General features: G+C 69.1%; 13 protein-coding genes. 7 read left to right on the top strand and 6 right to left on the bottom strand.

From position 1 onward, the window contains the following. The first annotated feature begins 4 nt into the window (after nt 1–4). From hemC to hemL, 4 genes are read left to right on the top strand one after another with little or no spacing between them, the layout of a single operon-like run. Nucleotides 5–988, top strand: coding sequence for a hydroxymethylbilane synthase (gene hemC, locus G6N77_RS09810; protein ID WP_165181970.1), 984 nt, complete (start codon nt 5–7; stop codon nt 986–988). Continuing rightward, nucleotides 985–1,890 (top strand): uroporphyrinogen-III synthase, encoded by a 906-nt coding sequence (locus G6N77_RS09805; protein ID WP_165181968.1) that lies wholly within the window; start codon nt 985–987, stop codon nt 1,888–1,890. Before hemC ends, G6N77_RS09805 begins: the two co-directional genes overlap by 4 nt. Next, nucleotides 1,887–2,867 carry a porphobilinogen synthase gene (hemB, locus tag G6N77_RS09800; protein WP_165181966.1) on the top strand — a complete coding sequence of 327 codons (981 nt, stop codon included), beginning with the start codon at nt 1,887–1,889 and terminating at the stop codon, nt 2,865–2,867. The genes G6N77_RS09805 and hemB overlap by 4 nt, the downstream gene beginning before the upstream one ends. A gap of 38 nt (nt 2,868–2,905) precedes the next feature. Continuing rightward, nucleotides 2,906–4,213 (top strand): glutamate-1-semialdehyde 2,1-aminomutase, encoded by a 1,308-nt coding sequence (hemL, locus tag G6N77_RS09795; RefSeq protein ID WP_165181964.1) that lies wholly within the window; start codon nt 2,906–2,908, stop codon nt 4,211–4,213. A gap of 72 nt (nt 4,214–4,285) precedes the next feature. On the opposite strand, the gene G6N77_RS09790 is transcribed toward hemL, so the two are convergent. The 6 genes from G6N77_RS09790 to G6N77_RS09765 all read right to left on the bottom strand — a co-directional run bounded on the left by G6N77_RS09790 (nt 4,286) and on the right by G6N77_RS09765 (nt 9,682). Beyond that, on the bottom strand, nt 4,286–4,834 hold the full coding sequence (locus tag G6N77_RS09790; RefSeq protein WP_165181962.1) for an MOSC domain-containing protein: 549 nt from the start codon (nt 4,832–4,834) through the stop codon (nt 4,286–4,288). A gap of 9 nt (nt 4,835–4,843) precedes the next feature. Beyond that, nucleotides 4,844–6,022: a glycoside hydrolase family 3 N-terminal domain-containing protein gene (locus tag G6N77_RS09785; RefSeq protein ID WP_240901843.1), complete on the bottom strand. Its 1,179-nt coding sequence runs from the start codon at nt 6,020–6,022 to the stop codon at nt 4,844–4,846. 160 nt (nt 6,023–6,182) lie between these two features. Further along, nucleotides 6,183–6,920 (bottom strand): amino acid ABC transporter ATP-binding protein, encoded by a 738-nt coding sequence (locus G6N77_RS09780; protein WP_165181960.1) that lies wholly within the window; start codon nt 6,918–6,920, stop codon nt 6,183–6,185. Then, nucleotides 6,917–7,678: an amino acid ABC transporter permease gene (locus G6N77_RS09775; RefSeq protein ID WP_165181958.1), complete on the bottom strand. Its 762-nt coding sequence runs from the start codon at nt 7,676–7,678 to the stop codon at nt 6,917–6,919. The genes G6N77_RS09780 and G6N77_RS09775 overlap by 4 nt, the downstream gene beginning before the upstream one ends. A gap of 30 nt (nt 7,679–7,708) precedes the next feature. Continuing rightward, the gene (locus tag G6N77_RS09770; RefSeq protein ID WP_165182007.1) at nt 7,709–8,662 is read right to left on the bottom strand and encodes an ABC transporter substrate-binding protein; all 954 of its coding nucleotides are present in this window, start codon (nt 8,660–8,662) and stop codon (nt 7,709–7,711) included. Between the two features lie 333 nt (nt 8,663–8,995). Further along, entirely contained in the window at nt 8,996–9,682 is a 687-nt protein-coding gene (locus tag G6N77_RS09765; RefSeq protein WP_165181956.1) for a 3'-5' exonuclease, read from the bottom strand. Nucleotides 9,683–9,765: 83 nt separating this feature from the next. Between G6N77_RS09765 and G6N77_RS09760 the strand changes: the two genes are divergently transcribed. The 3 genes from G6N77_RS09760 to G6N77_RS09750 are packed head-to-tail and all read left to right on the top strand — an operon-like array spanning nt 9,766 to nt 17,017. Next, nucleotides 9,766–10,203, top strand: a complete 438-nt coding sequence (locus G6N77_RS09760) for an MGMT family protein (RefSeq protein WP_165181954.1) — start codon at nt 9,766–9,768, stop codon at nt 10,201–10,203. After that, nucleotides 10,200–13,517, top strand: a complete 3,318-nt coding sequence (locus G6N77_RS09755) for an ATP-dependent helicase (protein ID WP_165181952.1) — start codon at nt 10,200–10,202, stop codon at nt 13,515–13,517. The genes G6N77_RS09760 and G6N77_RS09755 overlap by 4 nt, the downstream gene beginning before the upstream one ends. After that, nucleotides 13,514–17,017: an ATP-dependent helicase gene (locus tag G6N77_RS09750; RefSeq protein WP_165181950.1), complete on the top strand. Its 3,504-nt coding sequence runs from the start codon at nt 13,514–13,516 to the stop codon at nt 17,015–17,017. Before G6N77_RS09755 ends, G6N77_RS09750 begins: the two co-directional genes overlap by 4 nt. The last annotated feature ends 44 nt before the right edge of the window (nt 17,018–17,061 follow it).

Raw genomic sequence — 17,061 nt, 5'->3', positions numbered from 1 at the left:
GACAATGGCTACTGTGAAAATTGGAACCCGCGGGAGCAAGCTGGCCCTCAGCCAGACAGGGCAAATAACCGAACAGCTCAAGGCTGTGGGCGGCTTTGAGGCGGAGATTGTCCCGGTCAGGACCGACGGCGACGTCCTGACCGGCCCGCTGTCCCAGATGGGCGGAACCGGCGTTTTTGCCGCCGCCCTCCGCGCCGCCGTGCTGGATGGCGGCGTGGACGTTGCCGTGCATTCCCTCAAGGACCTGCCCACCGCTGCCATGCCGGGCCTGGCGCTGGCCGCCATCCCGGTGCGCGCCGATTCGCGCGATGCCCTGTGCTCGCGCGGCGGCGTCTCGCTGGCGGAGCTGCCCGCGGGTGCGTCCGTCGGCACGGGCTCCCCGCGACGCGCCGCGCAGCTGCTCGCCGCCCGGCCGGACCTGAACATTGTGGACATCCGCGGCAACGTGGACACCCGGCTGGGACGCGTTCACGGCCTGCCCGGCAACGCAACGGCTGAGGTGGTGCCGGGGAAGACGGGCGACCTCGACGCCGTGGTGCTTGCCGCCGCGGGACTGTCCCGCATAGGCCGGCTGGACGCCGTGACAGAGTACCTCGAACCCGACGTCATGCTGCCCGCACCCGGCCAGGGCGCCCTGGCCCTGGAGTGCCGCACGGCCGACACGGACTTGACGGGCGTCCTCGGCCAGGCGCTGGCTGCCGTCGATGACCACGACACCCGCCTGGCTGTCACCGCCGAGCGCGCCCTCCTGGCACGCCTGGAGGCCGGCTGCAGTGCCCCCGTGGGGGCGCTCGCGTGGCGGAAGGGCTCCATGCTGTACTTGGAATCGGTGGTCTGCTCGCTCGACGGCACCCGGTCCCTGCGCCTGAAAAAAGCCACCGACGGCCTCACCACCGTGGGCGCCACCCTCCTGGGCATCGACCTCGCCGAGGAACTCCTCGCCGGCGGCGCCGCGGACCTGGCAGATTTGTCCGGCTCCGGGAAATGACGGGGGAGCTCGCGGGGCTCCGCGTGGCCGTGACGCGCAGCCGGGACCGGGCCGGTGCCCTGGCCGATGCCCTGGCAGCCGCCGGTGCCGAGCCCGTGCTGGTGCCCCTCATTGACTTTGAGGTTGGAGATAACCACCTCCTCGGCGCCTCGCTGAACCGCCTTCGGGCCGGCGAGTACGCCTGGCTGGTCATCAGCTCCATCACCACGGTGCGCGCCCTGAAACAGTGGTGTGAGGCTGAAGGGACGGTGCTGGCGGAGCTGGTTCCCCCCGGTACGCGGGTGGCGACCATCGGGCCCACGTCCGTTGCCGTGTTGGCCGCCGAGGGCATCCACGCCGAACTGGCGCCCGTGGACGTGCAGTCCGCTGCCGGGCTGGTGGCCCTGTGGCCCGGCTTTCCTGCGGACGACGGCGGCCCGGACCGGGGCGGCAACGCCCGGGTGCTGCTGCCACAGTCCAACCTGGCCGAGCCGACGCTCGCTGACGGCCTCGCAGCGAAGGGCTGGACGCCGGAAACAGTCACGGCGTACCGGACCGTTGACTACCCGGCAGACCCGGCGTTTCGGCTGACGGCCGCGCTGGCGCATTCCCGCCCGGAACCCGGTTCCGGCAGCTACCCCCTGCTCACCCCGGCCGAAGCGGCAGGGGAGGTGCGCGCGGGGGCGGTCAACGCCGTCGTGCTTGCCTCGGGAAGCGCTGCGCGCAGGGTTGCAGCAACCCTGTCGCCGCTGCCGGAATCCTGCCTGGTTGTGGCGATCGGGCAGCCCACGCGGGCCGAGGCCGAGAGGCTGGGCCTGCGCATTGCCGCCACGGCCGAACACCCCACGCCCGCAGGAATCGTGGCCGCCCTGGCTGCGGCCGTGCAGCAATCCACCCCCAGCACCACAGGAGAGATGAAATGAGCTTCCCCCAGCACCGCCCGCGCCGGCTGCGCACCACCGCGGCCATGCGCCGGCTGGTCTCCGAATACCAGCTGGCCCCGGCCGATTTGATCCTGCCCGTGTTCATCCGCGAGGACCTGAGCGAACCGCGCGCCATTTCCTCCATGCCGGGCGTGGTGCAGCACACCACCGAATCGTTGCTCGCCGCAGCCCGGGAGGCCGTGGAGCTGGGGCTGGGCGGCATTATGCTCTTCGGCATTCCGGCCGTCCGCGACGCCGCCGGGACCGCCTCGCTGGACCCGGACGGAGTGCTGAACAGGGCCATTCGGGATGTCCGTGCCGCTGTGGGGGACGCCCTGGTGGTCATGAGCGACCTGTGCCTGGACGAATTCACCGACCACGGCCACTGCGGCGTGCTGGCCCCCGACGGCTCGGTGGACAATGACGCCACCCTGGAGATCTACGCCAAGATGGCCGTGGCACAGGCTGCGGCTGGCGCGCACGTGGTGGCGCCGTCGGGCATGATGGACGGGCAGGTGGGCGTGATCCGCGATGCGCTTGATGCCGCCGGATTCACCTCGGTGTCCGTGCTGGCGTACGCGGCGAAGTACGCCTCCGCGTTTTACGGCCCGTTCCGCGAAGCCGTGGATTCCCAGCTGCAGGGCGACCGGCGGACCTACCAGATGGACCCGGGCAACCGCCGCGAGGCCCTGCACGAGGTGGAGCTTGACCTGGCCGAAGGCGCCGACATTGTCATGGTGAAGCCCGCCATGAGCTACCTGGACATCCTCGCCGACGTGGCCGCCATGAGCCCCGTGCCCGTCGCCGCCTACCAAATTTCGGGCGAATACGCCATGATTGAGGCCGCCGCCGCGAACGGCTGGATCAACCGCCGCGCCGCCATTGAGGAATCGGTGCTGAGCATCAAGCGGGCCGGCGCCACCATGATCCTGACATACTGGGCGGCCGAGCTGGCCGGCTGGCTCCGCAACAACTGACCCATCCGATTCCCCACTTTTACGCCAAGGACCTTTTCATGACCAGTTCGCAGGAACTCTTCGACCGCGCCAAGACCCTCATGCCCGGCGGGGTGAACTCGCCCGTGCGCGCCTTCGGCTCCGTGGGCGGCACCCCCCGATTCATGGTTGATGCCAGGGGCCCGTACATCACCGACGCCGACGGCCGCGAATATGTGGACCTGGTCTGCTCGTGGGGGCCGGCGCTGCTGGGGCACTCGCACCCTGACGTGCTGGCCGCCGTTCACGCCGCCGTGGACCACGGCCTGAGCTTTGGCGCCTCCACCCCTGCCGAGAGCGAACTGGCCGCGCTGGTCAAGGACCGCGTGCCCGGCGTGGGGCACCTGCGCATGGTCTCCACCGGCACGGAGGCCACCATGACCGCCGTTCGCCTGGCCCGCGGCTTCACGGGCCGGGAGCTCATCATCAAGTTCGCCGGCTGCTACCACGGCCACCTCGATTCGCTGCTGGCCGCAGCCGGCTCCGGCCTGGCCACCCTCGCCCTGCCCGGTTCCGCCGGCGTCACCGCCGCGACGGCTGCGGAAACGCTGGTGTTGCCGTACAACGACCTCGCCGCCGTCGAGGCCGCCTTCGCCGCGCACGGTGACCGGATCGCCGCCGTCATCACCGAGGCCGCGCCCGCCAACATGGGCGTTGTGACCCCTGCCGAGGGCTTCAATGCCGGGCTGTCCCGCATCACCACGGAGCACGGGGCGCTGCTGATCCTGGACGAGGTCCTGACCGGATTCCGTGTGGGCCCGGCCGGATACTGGGGACTGACGGGTTCCTCCGAGGGCTGGACGCCGGACCTGTTCACCTTCGGCAAGGTCATTGGCGGCGGACTTCCGACGGCGGCCCTGGGCGGCCGCGCCGACGTCATGGACTATCTGGCGCCCCTGGGCCCCGTCTACCAGGCCGGCACCCTGTCCGGGAACCCCGTGGCCATGGCAGCCGGCGTGGCCACGCTTCGGGCGGCCACCTCATCCGTCTATGAGACCGTGGACGCCCGCTCGCTGGAACTGTCCGCCGCCGTGTCCGGTGCCCTGGCGGCGGAGGGCGTGGACCACTCCATCCAGCGCGCCGGGAACTTGTTCTCAGTCGCGTTTGGCACTTCTGCGAACGGCGTGCACAACTACGCCGACGCCCAGGCCCAGGACGCGTTCCGCTACGCGCCTTTCTTCCACTCCATGCTGGATTCCGGGATTTACCTGCCGCCGAGCGTGTTCGAGGCCTGGTTCCTTTCCGCCGCGCACGACGATGCCGCCATGAACCGCATTTTTGCGTCCCTGCCGGCAGCGGCGAAGGCTGCGGCTGCCGCGACGGCATAATTTTCGGTATCCGGGCCGGGGAGAACTGTCCGCAGTGGTGACGATTGCCAACAACGTGGGCCCGGGATCGGCCTAAACGCGGTCCAGCGCCTGCCAAGGCTCTTCGGGAAGCTCGACGGCGATGCAGTCACCTGCGCGGACGGGCCCGCCCTGGAGCACCACGCCCATGATTCCCGCCCGCCGCACGATGCCGCCGTCGTCGTTCCTCCCGACCAGCTCCTTCAGGAGGCCCGGCTGGAAGTCCTCAATCTGGGAACAGGGGTTTCGCAGTCCTGTCACTTCAACCACGGCGCGGCCCCCGATGTGCAGCAGAGTGCCGCGCGGCAGGGTCAGCACGTCAAGCCCGGAGGTGGTGATGTTCTCCCCCAGGGCGCCCGGATCCACCGTGAAGCCCCTGCCTGCCAGCCAGTCGAAAAGTTCCCCGTGCATGAGGTGGACCTGGCGCAGGTTCGGCTGGGCCGGGTCAGCACGCACCCGGGACCGGTGCTGGACGGTCCTGCCGCAGTGGGCATCCCCTGCCACGCCAAGCCCTTCCAGAAGCTCTATGGCGGCAGCCAGCGGCTTGCCAAAACGGTGTTCCCTGTCCCGGTGCACGGCCACTACCCGCGGCGAATCATTCACGCTGCCAGCCTAGCCGCCCGCCTTCACCGTGAGCACTTTCAGCGCCGCGGCATTGATCTCGGCGGCAAAGGCGGGGTTGGCGCGGGCCAGCGCCAGGACCGCGCCGTACATGTAGGGGATGGCGTTGGGGTTGGCGCACAGGAGCATGGTGCCGCCGGCGTTGAAGAAGTTGTTGGCCCGCACGCCCCAGCTCCACGGGGACAGTTGCGCGGCGTTGCACAGGTCGTCGGAAACAATGACTCCCGTAAAGCCGAGCTGCGAGCGGAGCATGGTGCGCATGACAATGGTGGAGAACGGCGCGATCTTGCCGGGCCGGGCATCGATCCTGTCGTAGTAGGCGCTGGAGACCATGATGTAGCGCACGCCCCCGGCAATGGCGGTCCTGAACGGCAGCAGGTCGGGATCGTTGATGGTGGTCTGGGTGTCGTGGACGTTGCCTGTCACGTCCGTATTGCCCGTGACACGCCCCAGCCCCGGGAAGTGCTTGGCCGTTGGCATGACGTACCCGGCCCTGATCCCGGCCAGGAAGGCATTGCCCTTGGCGGAGACGGCCTGCGGCGTGTACCCGTATTCGCGCTGGAAGTATCCGATTGGCGCGTTGTAGGGCGCAAAGGCCTGGGTGACCGTGTCTAAAACAGGGGCGAGGTCAACCTTGACGCCTGCCCACCGCAGTTGGTTTCCCCAGTTTCTGGCATCCGCCGCCAGCGTGGACGCGAAGAGCGTGCCCTGGGACAGCGCCGTCGGAATTCTGGAGAAGCCGGGGCCATTGAGGACCTGGACGTAGCCGCCCTCCTGGTCGGTGGCCACCAGCATGTACTCATTGTCCGTGGTGGCCGCAGACACGGTGCCCGTCATCCGGTGCACCACTGCCGCCGTCGCACTGATCCCGGCATAGCTGCGCCCGGCCAGGTAGACGTTGCCCACATGGTCCCAGCTGAGCACGTTCATGGTGGCCTGGCTGGCCCCGGTGGCATTGGCTGCCACCATGAAAAGCTGGCCCACGCGCTGGCCCATCGTCATCTGGGCAAGGTGCTGGGCTGGAGTCAGCGCCGCCGTGCTGGCAGACAACGGCACGACGCCGGCCAGGCCGGCTTGGGCAGGCGCCGCACCCAGGAGCGGGGTTGCGGCGAGCAGGGCCGCAACGAGCGCCATGGTCTTGAAGGGGGCGTGCCTGGGCTGGTGGTGCATGGCGCACTCGGCTTGGCTAGAAGGAATCTATAGCCGGAAATTCTACTCCGCATCGGGCCCGTCGACATTGGATAGGGCCCGTCGACATTGGAGATAACCACCCAACCCCAACGTCGGCGGAGGTGGTTATCTCCAATGTCGACGGAAGCCCGGGCGGGAATTAGAGGACGTCGGAGAGGAAGCCCTTGAGCCGGTCGGTCCTCGGCTCGGTGAAGAGCTGATCGGGCGGGCCGGTTTCCACCACCACGCCGCCGTCCATGAACGTGACGGTGTCGGAGACGTTGCGGGAGAAGCCCATTTCGTGCGTCACCACCACCATGGTCATGCCGCCCTTGGAGAGGTCCGTCATGAGCGCCAGGACGCCCTTGACCAGTTCCGGGTCCAGGGCGGAGGTGGCCTCGTCAAAGAACATGACCTCCGGCTCCATGGCCAGGGCGCGCGCAATGGCCACGCGCTGCTGCTGCCCGCCGGAGAGGTTGCCCGGGCGCACGTCCGCCTTGTGCTTCAGCCCCACCATGTCCAGCTGCTCCAGGGCCTTGGCGCGGGCCTGGTCCTTGGGGAGCTTGCGGAGCCGGCGGAGCGCGAACGCCACGTTTTCCACCACGGTCTTGTGGGGGAACAGGTTGAACTGCTGGAACACCATGCCGATGCGCCGGCGGAGTTCGTCCGGGCTGTCCTGCAGCACCGACTTGCCGTCCAAAAGGATGTCGCCGGCATCGGGTTCGATCAGCCGGTTCATGACGCGCAGCAGGGTGGACTTGCCCGAACCGGACGGGCCGATCACGGACGCGGTGGTCCCCTGGGGCACATGCAGGTCAATGCCCCGCAGCACGTGGTTGGAACCGAAGGACAGGTGGACGCCCTTGGCGGTCAGGGACCCGGGGTCAAACTTGCTCATGCAGATGCTCCCTTCCCGACGACGGCGGCCGCCGTGTCAGGTTCCTTCGGCTTGTTGCCCGTGCGCAGGCGGTTGTCGATGTAGTTGACCAGGTGGGTCAGCGGGATGGTCAGCGCCAGGTAAAAGATGGCCGCCGCAACGTAGGGGGAGAGGTTGCCGCTGCGGGCCGCCGCATCCTGGCCGATCTGAAAAAGCTCCCGTTCGGAGGAGAGGAGGCCCAGGGTGAACACCAGGGAGGAGTCCTTGATGAGGGAAATGAACTGGTTCATGAGGGCCGGCAGAACCCGCCGGATGCCCTGCGGGACCACGATGGAGCGCATGGAGGCGCCGTAGCCGAAGCCCAGCGCCCGGGCGGCCTCCAGCTGGCCCTTGTCCACGCTCTGGATGCCGGAGCGGAAAATCTCGCCAATGTAGGCCGCCGCCATGAGCGACAGGGCGGCCACGCCCATGGGGTAGGGGCTGTTGCTTCCCGTCAGTTCACGGAAAATCGGGCCAAAGCCCAGGCCGATCACCAGGATGGTCAGGACCGCCGGGAGTCCACGGAACACATCCGTGTACGCCCGGGCGGCCCACCGGGCCACGAGATTACGGGAGATGCCCATGAGTGCCAGGATCAGCCCCAGGACGGTGCCAATGGCACCGGAGGCCAAGGCCAGGACCACCGTGTTGGGCAGGCCTACGGCAAACAGGCTGGGCAGGACCTCGGCGATCTGTTTCCAGTCAAGGAACGTCTCGCCGAGTCGGTTCAAGTAATCCATGTGGACCCGCTACTTCTTTCTGGCCGGTCTCTACTTGGCCGGGATCTTGACGGACTTGCTGCCCGGCTTCCAGCCTTCGGGGGTCTGCTGGGCGGCGGTGGTGCGGTCCGTGTACCACTGTGAGGTCAGCTTGGTCCACGTGCCGTCGGCAATGACGGCGTCCAGGGCCGAGTTCAGTGCGTCCATCAGCGGCTTGTTGTCGGTGGCCACGGCGTACGCGGTGAAGTTCTGGGTGTTGAGCTTCTTTTCCACGATCTTGGTGCCGTCGCCCGGCTTGACCTGGCCCGTGGCCTGCTGGGACGGGGCCACCCAGGCGTCAACCTGGCCGCTCTTCAGGCTGGCAAACACGGTGTTGTAATCAGGGAACGCAACCGGGTCGATGCCCAGGGTGTTCTTGACGTAGTCTTCCTGCACGCTGCCCGAAACCACGCCAATGCGCATCCCGGCCTTCAGCCCGGCGAAGGTCTGGACCTTGGCGTCATCCTTGGTCACCAGCGCCATGTAGCCGAAATCGTAGCCGTTGGTGAAGGCAACAGTCTGGCGCCGGGCGTCCGTGGTGGAGATCGAGGAGGAGCCGACGTCGAACTGCTTGTTCTTGACCTGGCTCAGCAGTGCCTGGAACTTGGTGGAGGCAAACTCAATCTTGAGCCCCAGCTTGCCGGCCATGGCGCGCAGCAGCTCGTTGTCGTAGCCGGTGAACTTGCCGTCCTTGTCGATGAAGATGTTCGGCGGGGCGTCGGAGAGCGTGCCAACCTTCAGGGTGCCGGGGGTGATCAGCCCCAGCTTGCTGGTGTCAATCTTGTCCAGCGCCGTGACCGACTCGGTGGTGTACTTGCTGGTGTGCTGCTGGTCGGCGCCGGCCAGGGCGTCGGTGGACTTGGCCGAGCTGCCGGTGGTTGCGGCGCCGCCGCAGGCCGCCAGGGAAAACGCCAGTGCGACGGCGACCGGCACGGTGGTGAGCCACTTCAGGGCTGAATTCTTCATCAAGCAATCACTTTCATAGACGTGCCCGACCCGTAGATGCGCGGGAGGGTTTCACAGGTGTGGGGAGTGCACGGTGAATCCGGTGAAGCTTCATAGCAGATCTCAACCCACGAAACTAAATTATGTCATCCGGACGCCCAGGATGGCGGGGGCGAACAAGTGCGTCATAAAAGTGCGATTTGCCGAAGCTGTGGGGGATGATGCGGGCGCAGAGTGGACCGAGGTCCGGGCAAAGCGGTCCGAACGCCGCAGGAGCGGCGTGGGTGCGGGGCAGTGGAGGCTGTGAATTGCCTGTGTGATTTAGCTCATGGCGGTGCCGCGGTCCGCATCTTACTAGGGCAGCACGGGCCAATCGCCCTCGATGACGGCTGCAGGGTCCTTCACACGGCGTAAATATTGCTGGAAGTCGGCAGCCTGCTCGCGCGCCCAGCCCACCTGGGCCGTGTGCAGCTCGGCGGCATCAAGCCGCAGGGCGCTGTATTTCGCGGCGAGGGCGTCGGCCAGCCGGAGCGTGGCTTCGGCGTCGGCGGCGGAGGTGTGGGCGTCGTCGAGCGTGATGCCGTATTCCTCGCAGAGGGCCACCAGCGTGCGGCTGCCCTTGCGGAACCTGTCCACGTGCTTGTTGCAGATGAAGGGGTCAATGACGGGTGCCGCAGCAATCTGGGCGAGCCCGTGGCGGCGGGCCTCCTGGGCAAGCACCGTGAAGTCATAGCTGGCGTTGAAGGCGATGACGGGGATGTTGTTCTTGAACAGGGTGTCCAGGACCGCACCCACTTCAGCCGTGACCACATCCCCCGACTGGCCGTGTTCGCGCGCGTGCTCCGTGGTGATGCCGTGGATGGCGGAGGCCTCCTCCGGGATGTCCATTCCCGGGTCGGCCAGCCATTCATACGTCTCCGCGACGGCCCCGGAGTCGTCCACCATGACAATGGACGCCGTGACAATCCTGGCCTCACGGGGGTCCTTGCCCGTGGTTTCCAAGTCAAACGCGGCCCGGGGGTGCATGCTCCAACTAGTCATGCCCTTACGCTACCTGCTGGGGCCGACACAATTGCCGCCGGGGCCGTGACGCGGGCCCCGCTGTGGACAACTACGCTGGAACCATGCGTGCTGAGTATGTTGAAGCGGTCCTGGACGTCGTGGAGCTGATCCCGGCCGGGCAGGTCCTTTCCTACGGGGACATTGCGGCACTGCTGGAAAGCGGCGGGCCGCGGCAGGTCGGTTCGGTCATGTCCCACCACGGTTCGGCGGTGCCCTGGTGGCGGGTCATCCGGGCCGCCGGGCTGCCTCCCGTGTGCCACGACGCCACGGCCCTGGTCCACTACCGCGAGGAGGCAACGGCACTGCGTGGGGAAACGGGCGGGGAGCACCCGTCCTGGCGCGTGGACATGGCACTGGCCCGCTGGAACCCGAACGAGCCGGAATTTGACGCCATCGACGCCATCGCCGCCCGGCTCCATGCCGCCGTCGGGCCTGCCGCGGCGCCTGAAGCGGGGCCTGCGGCAAAAATGTCGGTGCCCCGTGATGGACTGCAGGCATGAGCACGCTACACACCCAGGGCGCCCCGCACGCCCTGCCCCGCCTGACCCTCGTGGCGCCCACGGGGTCCCAGCTTCCCGCGCCCGCCCCCAGCCCCGACCAGCAGGCCGTCATCGGCCTGGCGCCCGGCTCCGGCCCCGTCCTCATCTGGGGTGCGCCCGGCACCGGCAAGTCCACGGTGCTGGTGGAGGCCGCCGTCAAGCGCATGGAGCACGACGGCGTTGATCCGGCAGGTGCCCTCCTGCTGGCCCCGTCGCGGCTGGCAGCTGCCAGGCTCCGCAATGCCTTTAGCGCCCGGCTCACGCGCAGCCTGAGCACCTCGCCGGCCCGCACCTGGTCCTCCTATGCCTTTGACCTGCTGCGCCGGGCCAAGGTGGAGGGGCGGATGCCGTACGTCGACGGCCCGCCGCGGCTCATGAGCGGGCCGGAGCAGGACCTTATCATCAAGGACCTGCTGGCCGGCCACAGGATGGGCCTGGGCAGGCTGCCAGGGTGGCCCCCGGACCTCGCGGGCGCCCTCGACACGCGCGGCTTCCGCCAGGAGGTGCGCCAGCTCTTTGACCGCGTCATCGAGTATGACGTGACCCCGGACCAGCTGGCGGAGCTGGGCCGGGAAAACGCACGCCCGGACTGGGTGGCCGCAGCGTCCCTCTACCAGGAGTACCGGGACGTGGTGGACTGGGGAAAATCGGGCTCCTTCGACCCCGCCGGGATCATCACGGCCGCCGCCACGCTGCTGCGCAACGACGCCGAATTCCTCGAGGCCGAGCGTGCCCGCCTGCAACTGGTGCTGGTGGACGACATCCAGGAAGCCAACCGCTCCGTCCACGAGCTCCTGGCACTGGTGGGCGGCGGCAAGGAAATCCTGGTCACCGCCTCGCCGGACACCGTGGTCCAGGGCTTCCGCGGCGCCCGCCCGGACCTCGTCGGCACGCTGCGGGAGTCCCTGGCCGGGGACGGGGTGCCGGTGGCCGAATTCACCCTGTCCACCTCGCACCGGCTGACCCCGGAACTGGCCAAGGCCTGGACGGGAGTCGTGGACCGCATCTCACAAAGCCGCGGCGGGCACCGGGCGCGCGTGCTGGCCTGGACAGCATCTGCCCCGGAACCCGGCCCCGCCCCGGAACCCCGCCCCGCCCCGGAGCCGGGCGAAGGCACCGCGGCCGGCCCGCCGCCGTCGTGCGTCACTGCCCACCTGGTGGCCTCCGAAGTCCACGAACTGCGGCTGGTGGCTGAACGCATCCTGCACCTGCAGCACCTGGCCGGGCACAGCCTCAGCGAGATCGCCGTGATTGTCCGCACCGGCTCGGCGCTCGCGGAACTGCAGCGCTATCTCAGCGGGCTGGGCATTCCCGTCAAGGTGCCGGTGGCCGAAAACCCCGTCCGCGACGAGCCCGCCGTGCGTCCCCTGCTGGAGGCCTTCCGCGTGGCGCTGGACCCCTCCGTGCTGGATGCGGAGCTGGCCGTGTCGCTGCTGACCTCGCGCCTGGGCCGCTCCACGGCGCTGCACCTGCGCCGCCTGCGCCAGTCGCTGCGCCAGCAGGAGCTGCATTCCGGCGGCGGCCGGGCCAGCGACGAACTGCTGGTTGAGGCGCTTGGCAACCCGGAAAAGCTGGCCCCGCTCGGCTGGGAGGCCCAGAACGCGGGCCGGATCGCCGCCATGCTCGCAGCGGGCCGGAATGCGGTGGCGGAGCCCGGCGCGAATGCTGAAACCGTGCTGTGGGCGCTCTGGGATGCCTCGGACTGTTCGGGGACGTGGGAATCGCAGGCGCTGCGCGGGGGGCCCACGGGCATCCGGGCGGACCGGGACCTGGACGCCGTCATGGCCCTGTTCCAGACGGCGGAGCGCTACGTGGACCAGCTGCCAGGCTCCAGCCCGCAGCAGTTCCTGGACTACCTCCTCAACCAGGAACTGCCCATGGACACGCTGGCTGCCCGCGCCCAGCGGAGCGACGCCGTGGAAATCCTGACCCCTGCCAGTGCCGCCGGCCGCGAATGGCCGGTGGTGATTGTGGCCGGGCTCCAGGAAGGCGTGTGGCCGAACACCCGGCTGCGCGGGGAAATGCTGGGCAGCCAGTTCCTCGTGGACGTACTGGAGCGCGGCCCCGCCGTGGCCGCGCAGGTCGACCCTGCCGCGCGGCTGCGAGAAATCCGCTATGACGAGCTGCGCAGCTTCGCCGCCGCCATCTCCCGTGCCGGGCGCCAGCTGATCCTCACGGCGGCCACGGGGCACGACCTCCAGCCGTCGCAGTTCCTGGACCTTGCGGCCCCGTACCTGCCCGTGACGGACTCCGGCGGCGAATCCCAGTACCCGGTCCGCCCCGTGGAACAGGTGCCGCGGCCCATGACGCTGCGCTCGCTCGTGGCGGAGCTGCGCCAGGAATCGGAAATGCATGCCGAGCCCGAATCCGCCCGGATCCTGGCCATGCTGGCCTCCGAGAACGTTCCCGGGGCCTCGCCGTCGGACTGGTGGGGGCTGCTGCCGCTGAGCTCCCAGGCCCCCATTGTGGCCGACGGCGAACCCGTCACCGTCTCCCCGTCCAAGGTGGAAGCCGTGCTGAAATCCCCGCTGAACTGGTTTGTGAAGGCGGCCGGCGGCGAGGCCACCACCGACTTCGCCCGGAGCCTGGGCACGCTGATCCACTCCATCGCCGAGCACATTCCCGAAGGTGCCGGGCATGAGTACTTGGCGGAGCTGGAAAAGCGCTGGCCGTCCCTGGGCATGGGGGACTCCTGGGAGGCCGACGCCGACTATGGGCGCGCGCAGGAAATGCTGCGCAAGCTGGCCCAATACGTGGTTGATGCCCGCCAGCAGGGCCGGAGGCTCATGGGCGTGGAGGTGGACTTCTCGGTGGACATTCCCGGCGGGGAGAGGGTGGCGCGGCTCCGCGGACAGGTGGACCGGCTGGAAGCGGATGCGGACGGAAACCTGGTGGTCATTGACCTGAAAACAGGCAAAACAAAACCCACCGGGGCGGAAATTGAGCACCACCCGCAGCTGGGCAGCTACCAGGCGGCCGTGCTGGCAGGGGCGTTTGCCGACGTCGCCGCATCGGCCGGCATTGTGTCCACGCATGCAGGTGGCGCCGCCCTGCTGCCCTTGGGCGACGGCACGAAATCCGTCAAGACCCAGGACCAGGCCGCCCTGGCCGCCGGCCCGGATGACTGGGCCACACCCAAGGTCCTGGAGGCGGCCCTGCTCATGGCCCGGGCCACGTTCCCGGCCCGCCACGGGGCGGACTGGACCGAACGCAGCGGCTGCCCCCTGCCGTCCATCTGCCCGCTGTGCCACGAAGGAAAGCAGGTCACCGAATGAGCCAAGCGGCCCCCGAACCCACCGCCGTCCTGGACCGCCTGCTCAGCCCCGCAGAACTCGCCGGGCTCCTGGGCCAGTTCCCGCCCACCGCGGAGCAGGCCGCCATCATCTGCTCGCCCCTGGAGCCGCTGCTGGTCATCGCCGGGGCCGGCTCCGGCAAGACCACCACCATGGCGGACCGGGTGGTGTGGCTGGTGGCCAACGGGCTGGTGCGCCCGGAGGAAATCCTCGGCGTAACCTTCACCCGCAAGGCCGCCGGCGAGCTTGCCTCGCGCATCCGCGGGCAGCTGGCCAAGCTCGGCACCCTGGCCCGCTCCGGCGCCGTCGAGCTTGCCCCGGCCGCGGCCGCCCTGGACGCCCTGGAGCCAAAGGTGTCCACCTACCACTCCTACGCCAGCGGCATTGTCACCGACTACGGGCTGCGCCTGGGCATTGAACGGGACGCCGTGGTGCTCGGTGCCGCCGAAGCCTGGCAGCTGGCCAGCGACGTGGTCGAGGCCCACGACGGCGGCCACACCCACTTCACGGCCGCCAAGTCCACGCTCATCCAGTCCGTCATGGACCTGGCCGGCGAATGCGCCGAGCACCTGCAGGATCCCGCGGACGTGCGCGCGGAACTGGACGCCCGGGTGGCTGAATTTGAGGACCTGCCCTACATTGACGGGACGGCAAAGCCCCGCACCCTTGCCGCCAACAGGCTGCTGGACATCCTGCGCACCCGCGCCACCGTGGTGGACCTGGTGCAGCGCTATGCGGAGGCCAAGCGCCGTCGCAACGCCCTGGACTACGGGGACCTGGTGGCCCTTGCCGCGCGGATTGCCGCCGAAGTGCCGCACGCCGGGGAAACCGAGCGCCAGCGATTCAAGGTGGTGCTGCTGGACGAATTCCAGGACACCTCCCACGCCCAGCTGCAGCTCTTTGCCAAGCTCTTTGGCGGCGGCCACCCCGTCACGGCAGTGGGCGACCCCCACCAGTCCATCTACGGCTTCCGCGGCGCCTCCGCCGGCCAGCTGTTCCGGTTCCCGGAGATTTTCCGCAGGCACGACGGCGGCTGGGCGCCGACAGCCGAGCTCACCATTGCGTGGCGCAACTCCGCGCACATCCTGGCCGCCGCCAATGTCATGTCCGCCGAGCTGGCCGCGGCCCAGGTGCGCAAGGCCAATGCCCGGCTCGCGGCCGGGCTGACGGCGGGGGAGCGTGCCGCAGCCGGCCCGCAGGTGGTGGTCTCGCCCCTGCGGGAAAAGCCCCAGGCACCCGACGGTGAGGTGGTGCTGGCCCGCTTTGACACGGCACTGGCTGAGGCTGAGGCCATTGCCGCGGAGGTGCTTTCGCGGAAGGGTGACTTCACCTCCCGCCGCGGAGCCCAGGGTGCCATGACCGTGGCCGTGCTGTGCCGCCGCCGGGCCCAGTTCGGCACCTTCCAGTCGGTGTTTGACGCCCATGGCATCCCCTACGAGATTGTGGGCCTGGGCGGGCTGATGTCCACCCCTGAAATTGTGGACCTGGTGGCCACCCTGCGCGTCATTGCCGACCCCGGCCGCTCCGACGCCCTGATGCGGCTGCTGACCGGGGCGCGGTGGCGGATTGGCCCGGCGGACCTCATGGCCTTTGCCGACTGGTCCCGGTACCTGGCCCGGCGGCGGGAGTGGGCGGCAAAGGCCGGCGTGGCGTTTGATGCTGAGGCGCTCCAGGCGGAGGGGGTTGGTGGTGCGGACATGGACCGCGAAGCCGTTGCCGGGGACGGCACCGGGCCTGCGGAGGAGCGGGTGGTGACCTCCGACGTCGTCGATGCCGCATCCCTGGTGGAGGCGCTGGACTACCTCAGCCCGGACTTTTGGCCGGAGTCCGCCCGGCCGCTGACGGACACGGCGCGCACCCGCCTGCTGGCGCTGCGCGACGAGCTGCGCGTCCTGCGCACCTTTGTGGGCGACGACCTCAGCAACCTGCTGGGAGTGGTGGAGCGGACCATGCTGCTGGACATTGAACTGGCCTCGAAGCCCGGCTCCAGCATCCACCATGCGCGGCGCAACCTGGACGCCTTTGCCGACGCCGCGGCCAGCTTCATGCAGGCCGCCGAACGGGTGGACTTGGCGGCGTTCCTTGCCTGGCTGGAAACGGCCGAGTCGGAGGAGGGCGGGCTGGAGCTGGCAGCCGTGGAGACGAATCCGGATGCGGTGCAACTTCTGACGGTGCACGCGTCGAAGGGGCTGGAATGGGATGTGGTTTTTGTGCCGGGCATGAACACCGGTGCGTTCCCCAGCGCCAAGGCCGACAGGTGGACCACGGGGGCCAAGTCGCTGCCGTGGCCGCTGCGCGGGGACCGGGACGACCTCCCCGCCTGGGACGTGAACGTGCCGGACGTGAAGACCCTCATGGAGAACGAGAAGCTGTTTGCCGATGACGTGAAGCTGCATGCGGAGGAGGAGGAACGCCGGCTGGCCTATGTGGCGTTCACGCGGGCGCGGGACTTTTTGATGTGCAGCGCCACCGTGTGGGGGATCGGGAAGGCGCCGCTTGAACCCTCACTGTTCCTCGCCGAATTGCTCCCGCTCAGCACCGGCGCCGCCCAAACCGCCCAGGTGGTCCACTGGGAGGAGGATCCGGAGGACGGCGCTGAGAACCCGGTGGCCGCGGGGGAGGAGTCCGCCCAGTGGCCGTACGACCCGCTGAACGGGCCCGTCATTGAGGGCCGTCCCGGGGTTGCCGCCCGGCCGGGCCGGCGCGAGAACGTCGAGGCGTCGGCCGCTGCCGTCCGCGCCGCCCTCGTTGAGGTTGGAGATCACCACCTCCCCTCCGAGCCGGGGGGCGCCGCGTTTCTTTCCGCCAACCCCCGGTGGGGGCGGGAGGCGTCCGTGCTGCTGGCGCAGGAGGGGGCCGAATCGGACCAGCTGCGGGTGGAACTGCCTCCGCACATTTCGGCTTCGCGCCTGGTGGCCTTGGGGGAGGATGCCGAGAAGGTTACCCGGGCCATGCGCCGGCCCGTGCCCGCCAAACCTGGGATGGCGGCCCGCAAGGGCACGGCGTTCCACGCCTGGATCGAGGAATACTTTGGCACCACGGGCCAGCTGGACCTGGACGAGCTCCCGGGGGCCGACTCCTACGTTGACGAGGCCTACGGCCTGGCGGACATGCAGGAGACATTCAGGAACTCTGCCTGGGCCGGCCGGACCCCGGCGGAACTGGAGGTCCCCATCGAAACCCGGGTGGCCGACGTCGTGGTCCGCGGGCGCATTGACGCCGTCTTCCGTGATGACGACGGCGGCTGGGACCTCATCGACTGGAAGACCGGCATGGTGCCGTCCAAGGCGCAGCTGGCGGTGCGCGGGGTGCAGCTGGCCGTCTACCGGCTTGCCTGGTCGCGCTTGAAGGGCGTGCCGCTGGAACAGGTCAGGGCCGCCTTTTACTACGTCGGGCAGGACAAGCTGATCCGGCCTGTGGACTTGGCAGGGCAGGCGGAATTGGAGGCGATCGTCACCAACGCGTACTCGTCCGGCAGTTGAGCTATTTCGTGGAAAACACAGTGACCCAGACCCTTGAGTCGGCG

The sequence above is a fragment of the Arthrobacter silviterrae genome, assembly GCF_011045165.1.
Classification (GTDB): Bacteria; Actinomycetota; Actinomycetes; order Actinomycetales; family Micrococcaceae; genus Specibacter; species Specibacter silviterrae.
The sequence above is the reverse complement of the archived record's forward strand: the minus strand, read 5'-3'. Positions and strand labels throughout refer to the sequence as shown.

What these genes read in the sequence shown, in the direction of transcription:
- hemC (WP_165181970.1), top strand. Translation starts at nt 5, where the DNA reads ATGGCTACTGTGAAAATTGGAACCCGCGGGAGCAAGCTGGCCCTCAGC.
- G6N77_RS09805 (WP_165181968.1), top strand. Translation starts at nt 985, where the DNA reads ATGACGGGGGAGCTCGCGGGGCTCCGCGTGGCCGTGACGCGCAGCCGG.
- hemB (WP_165181966.1), top strand. Translation starts at nt 1,887, where the DNA reads ATGAGCTTCCCCCAGCACCGCCCGCGCCGGCTGCGCACCACCGCGGCC.
- hemL (WP_165181964.1), top strand. Translation starts at nt 2,906, where the DNA reads ATGACCAGTTCGCAGGAACTCTTCGACCGCGCCAAGACCCTCATGCCC.
- G6N77_RS09785 (WP_240901843.1), bottom strand. Translation starts at nt 6,022, where the DNA reads ATGCACCACCAGCCCAGGCACGCCCCCTTCAAGACCATGGCGCTCGTT.
- G6N77_RS09780 (WP_165181960.1), bottom strand. Translation starts at nt 6,920, where the DNA reads ATGAGCAAGTTTGACCCCGGGTCCCTGACCGCCAAGGGCGTCCACCTG.
- G6N77_RS09775 (WP_165181958.1), bottom strand. Translation starts at nt 7,678, where the DNA reads ATGGATTACTTGAACCGACTCGGCGAGACGTTCCTTGACTGGAAACAG.
- G6N77_RS09770 (WP_165182007.1), bottom strand. Translation starts at nt 8,662, where the DNA reads ATGAAGAATTCAGCCCTGAAGTGGCTCACCACCGTGCCGGTCGCCGTC.
- G6N77_RS09765 (WP_165181956.1), bottom strand. Translation starts at nt 9,682, where the DNA reads ATGACTAGTTGGAGCATGCACCCCCGGGCCGCGTTTGACTTGGAAACC.
- G6N77_RS09760 (WP_165181954.1), top strand. Translation starts at nt 9,766, where the DNA reads ATGCGTGCTGAGTATGTTGAAGCGGTCCTGGACGTCGTGGAGCTGATC.
- G6N77_RS09755 (WP_165181952.1), top strand. Translation starts at nt 10,200, where the DNA reads ATGAGCACGCTACACACCCAGGGCGCCCCGCACGCCCTGCCCCGCCTG.
- G6N77_RS09750 (WP_165181950.1), top strand. Translation starts at nt 13,514, where the DNA reads ATGAGCCAAGCGGCCCCCGAACCCACCGCCGTCCTGGACCGCCTGCTC.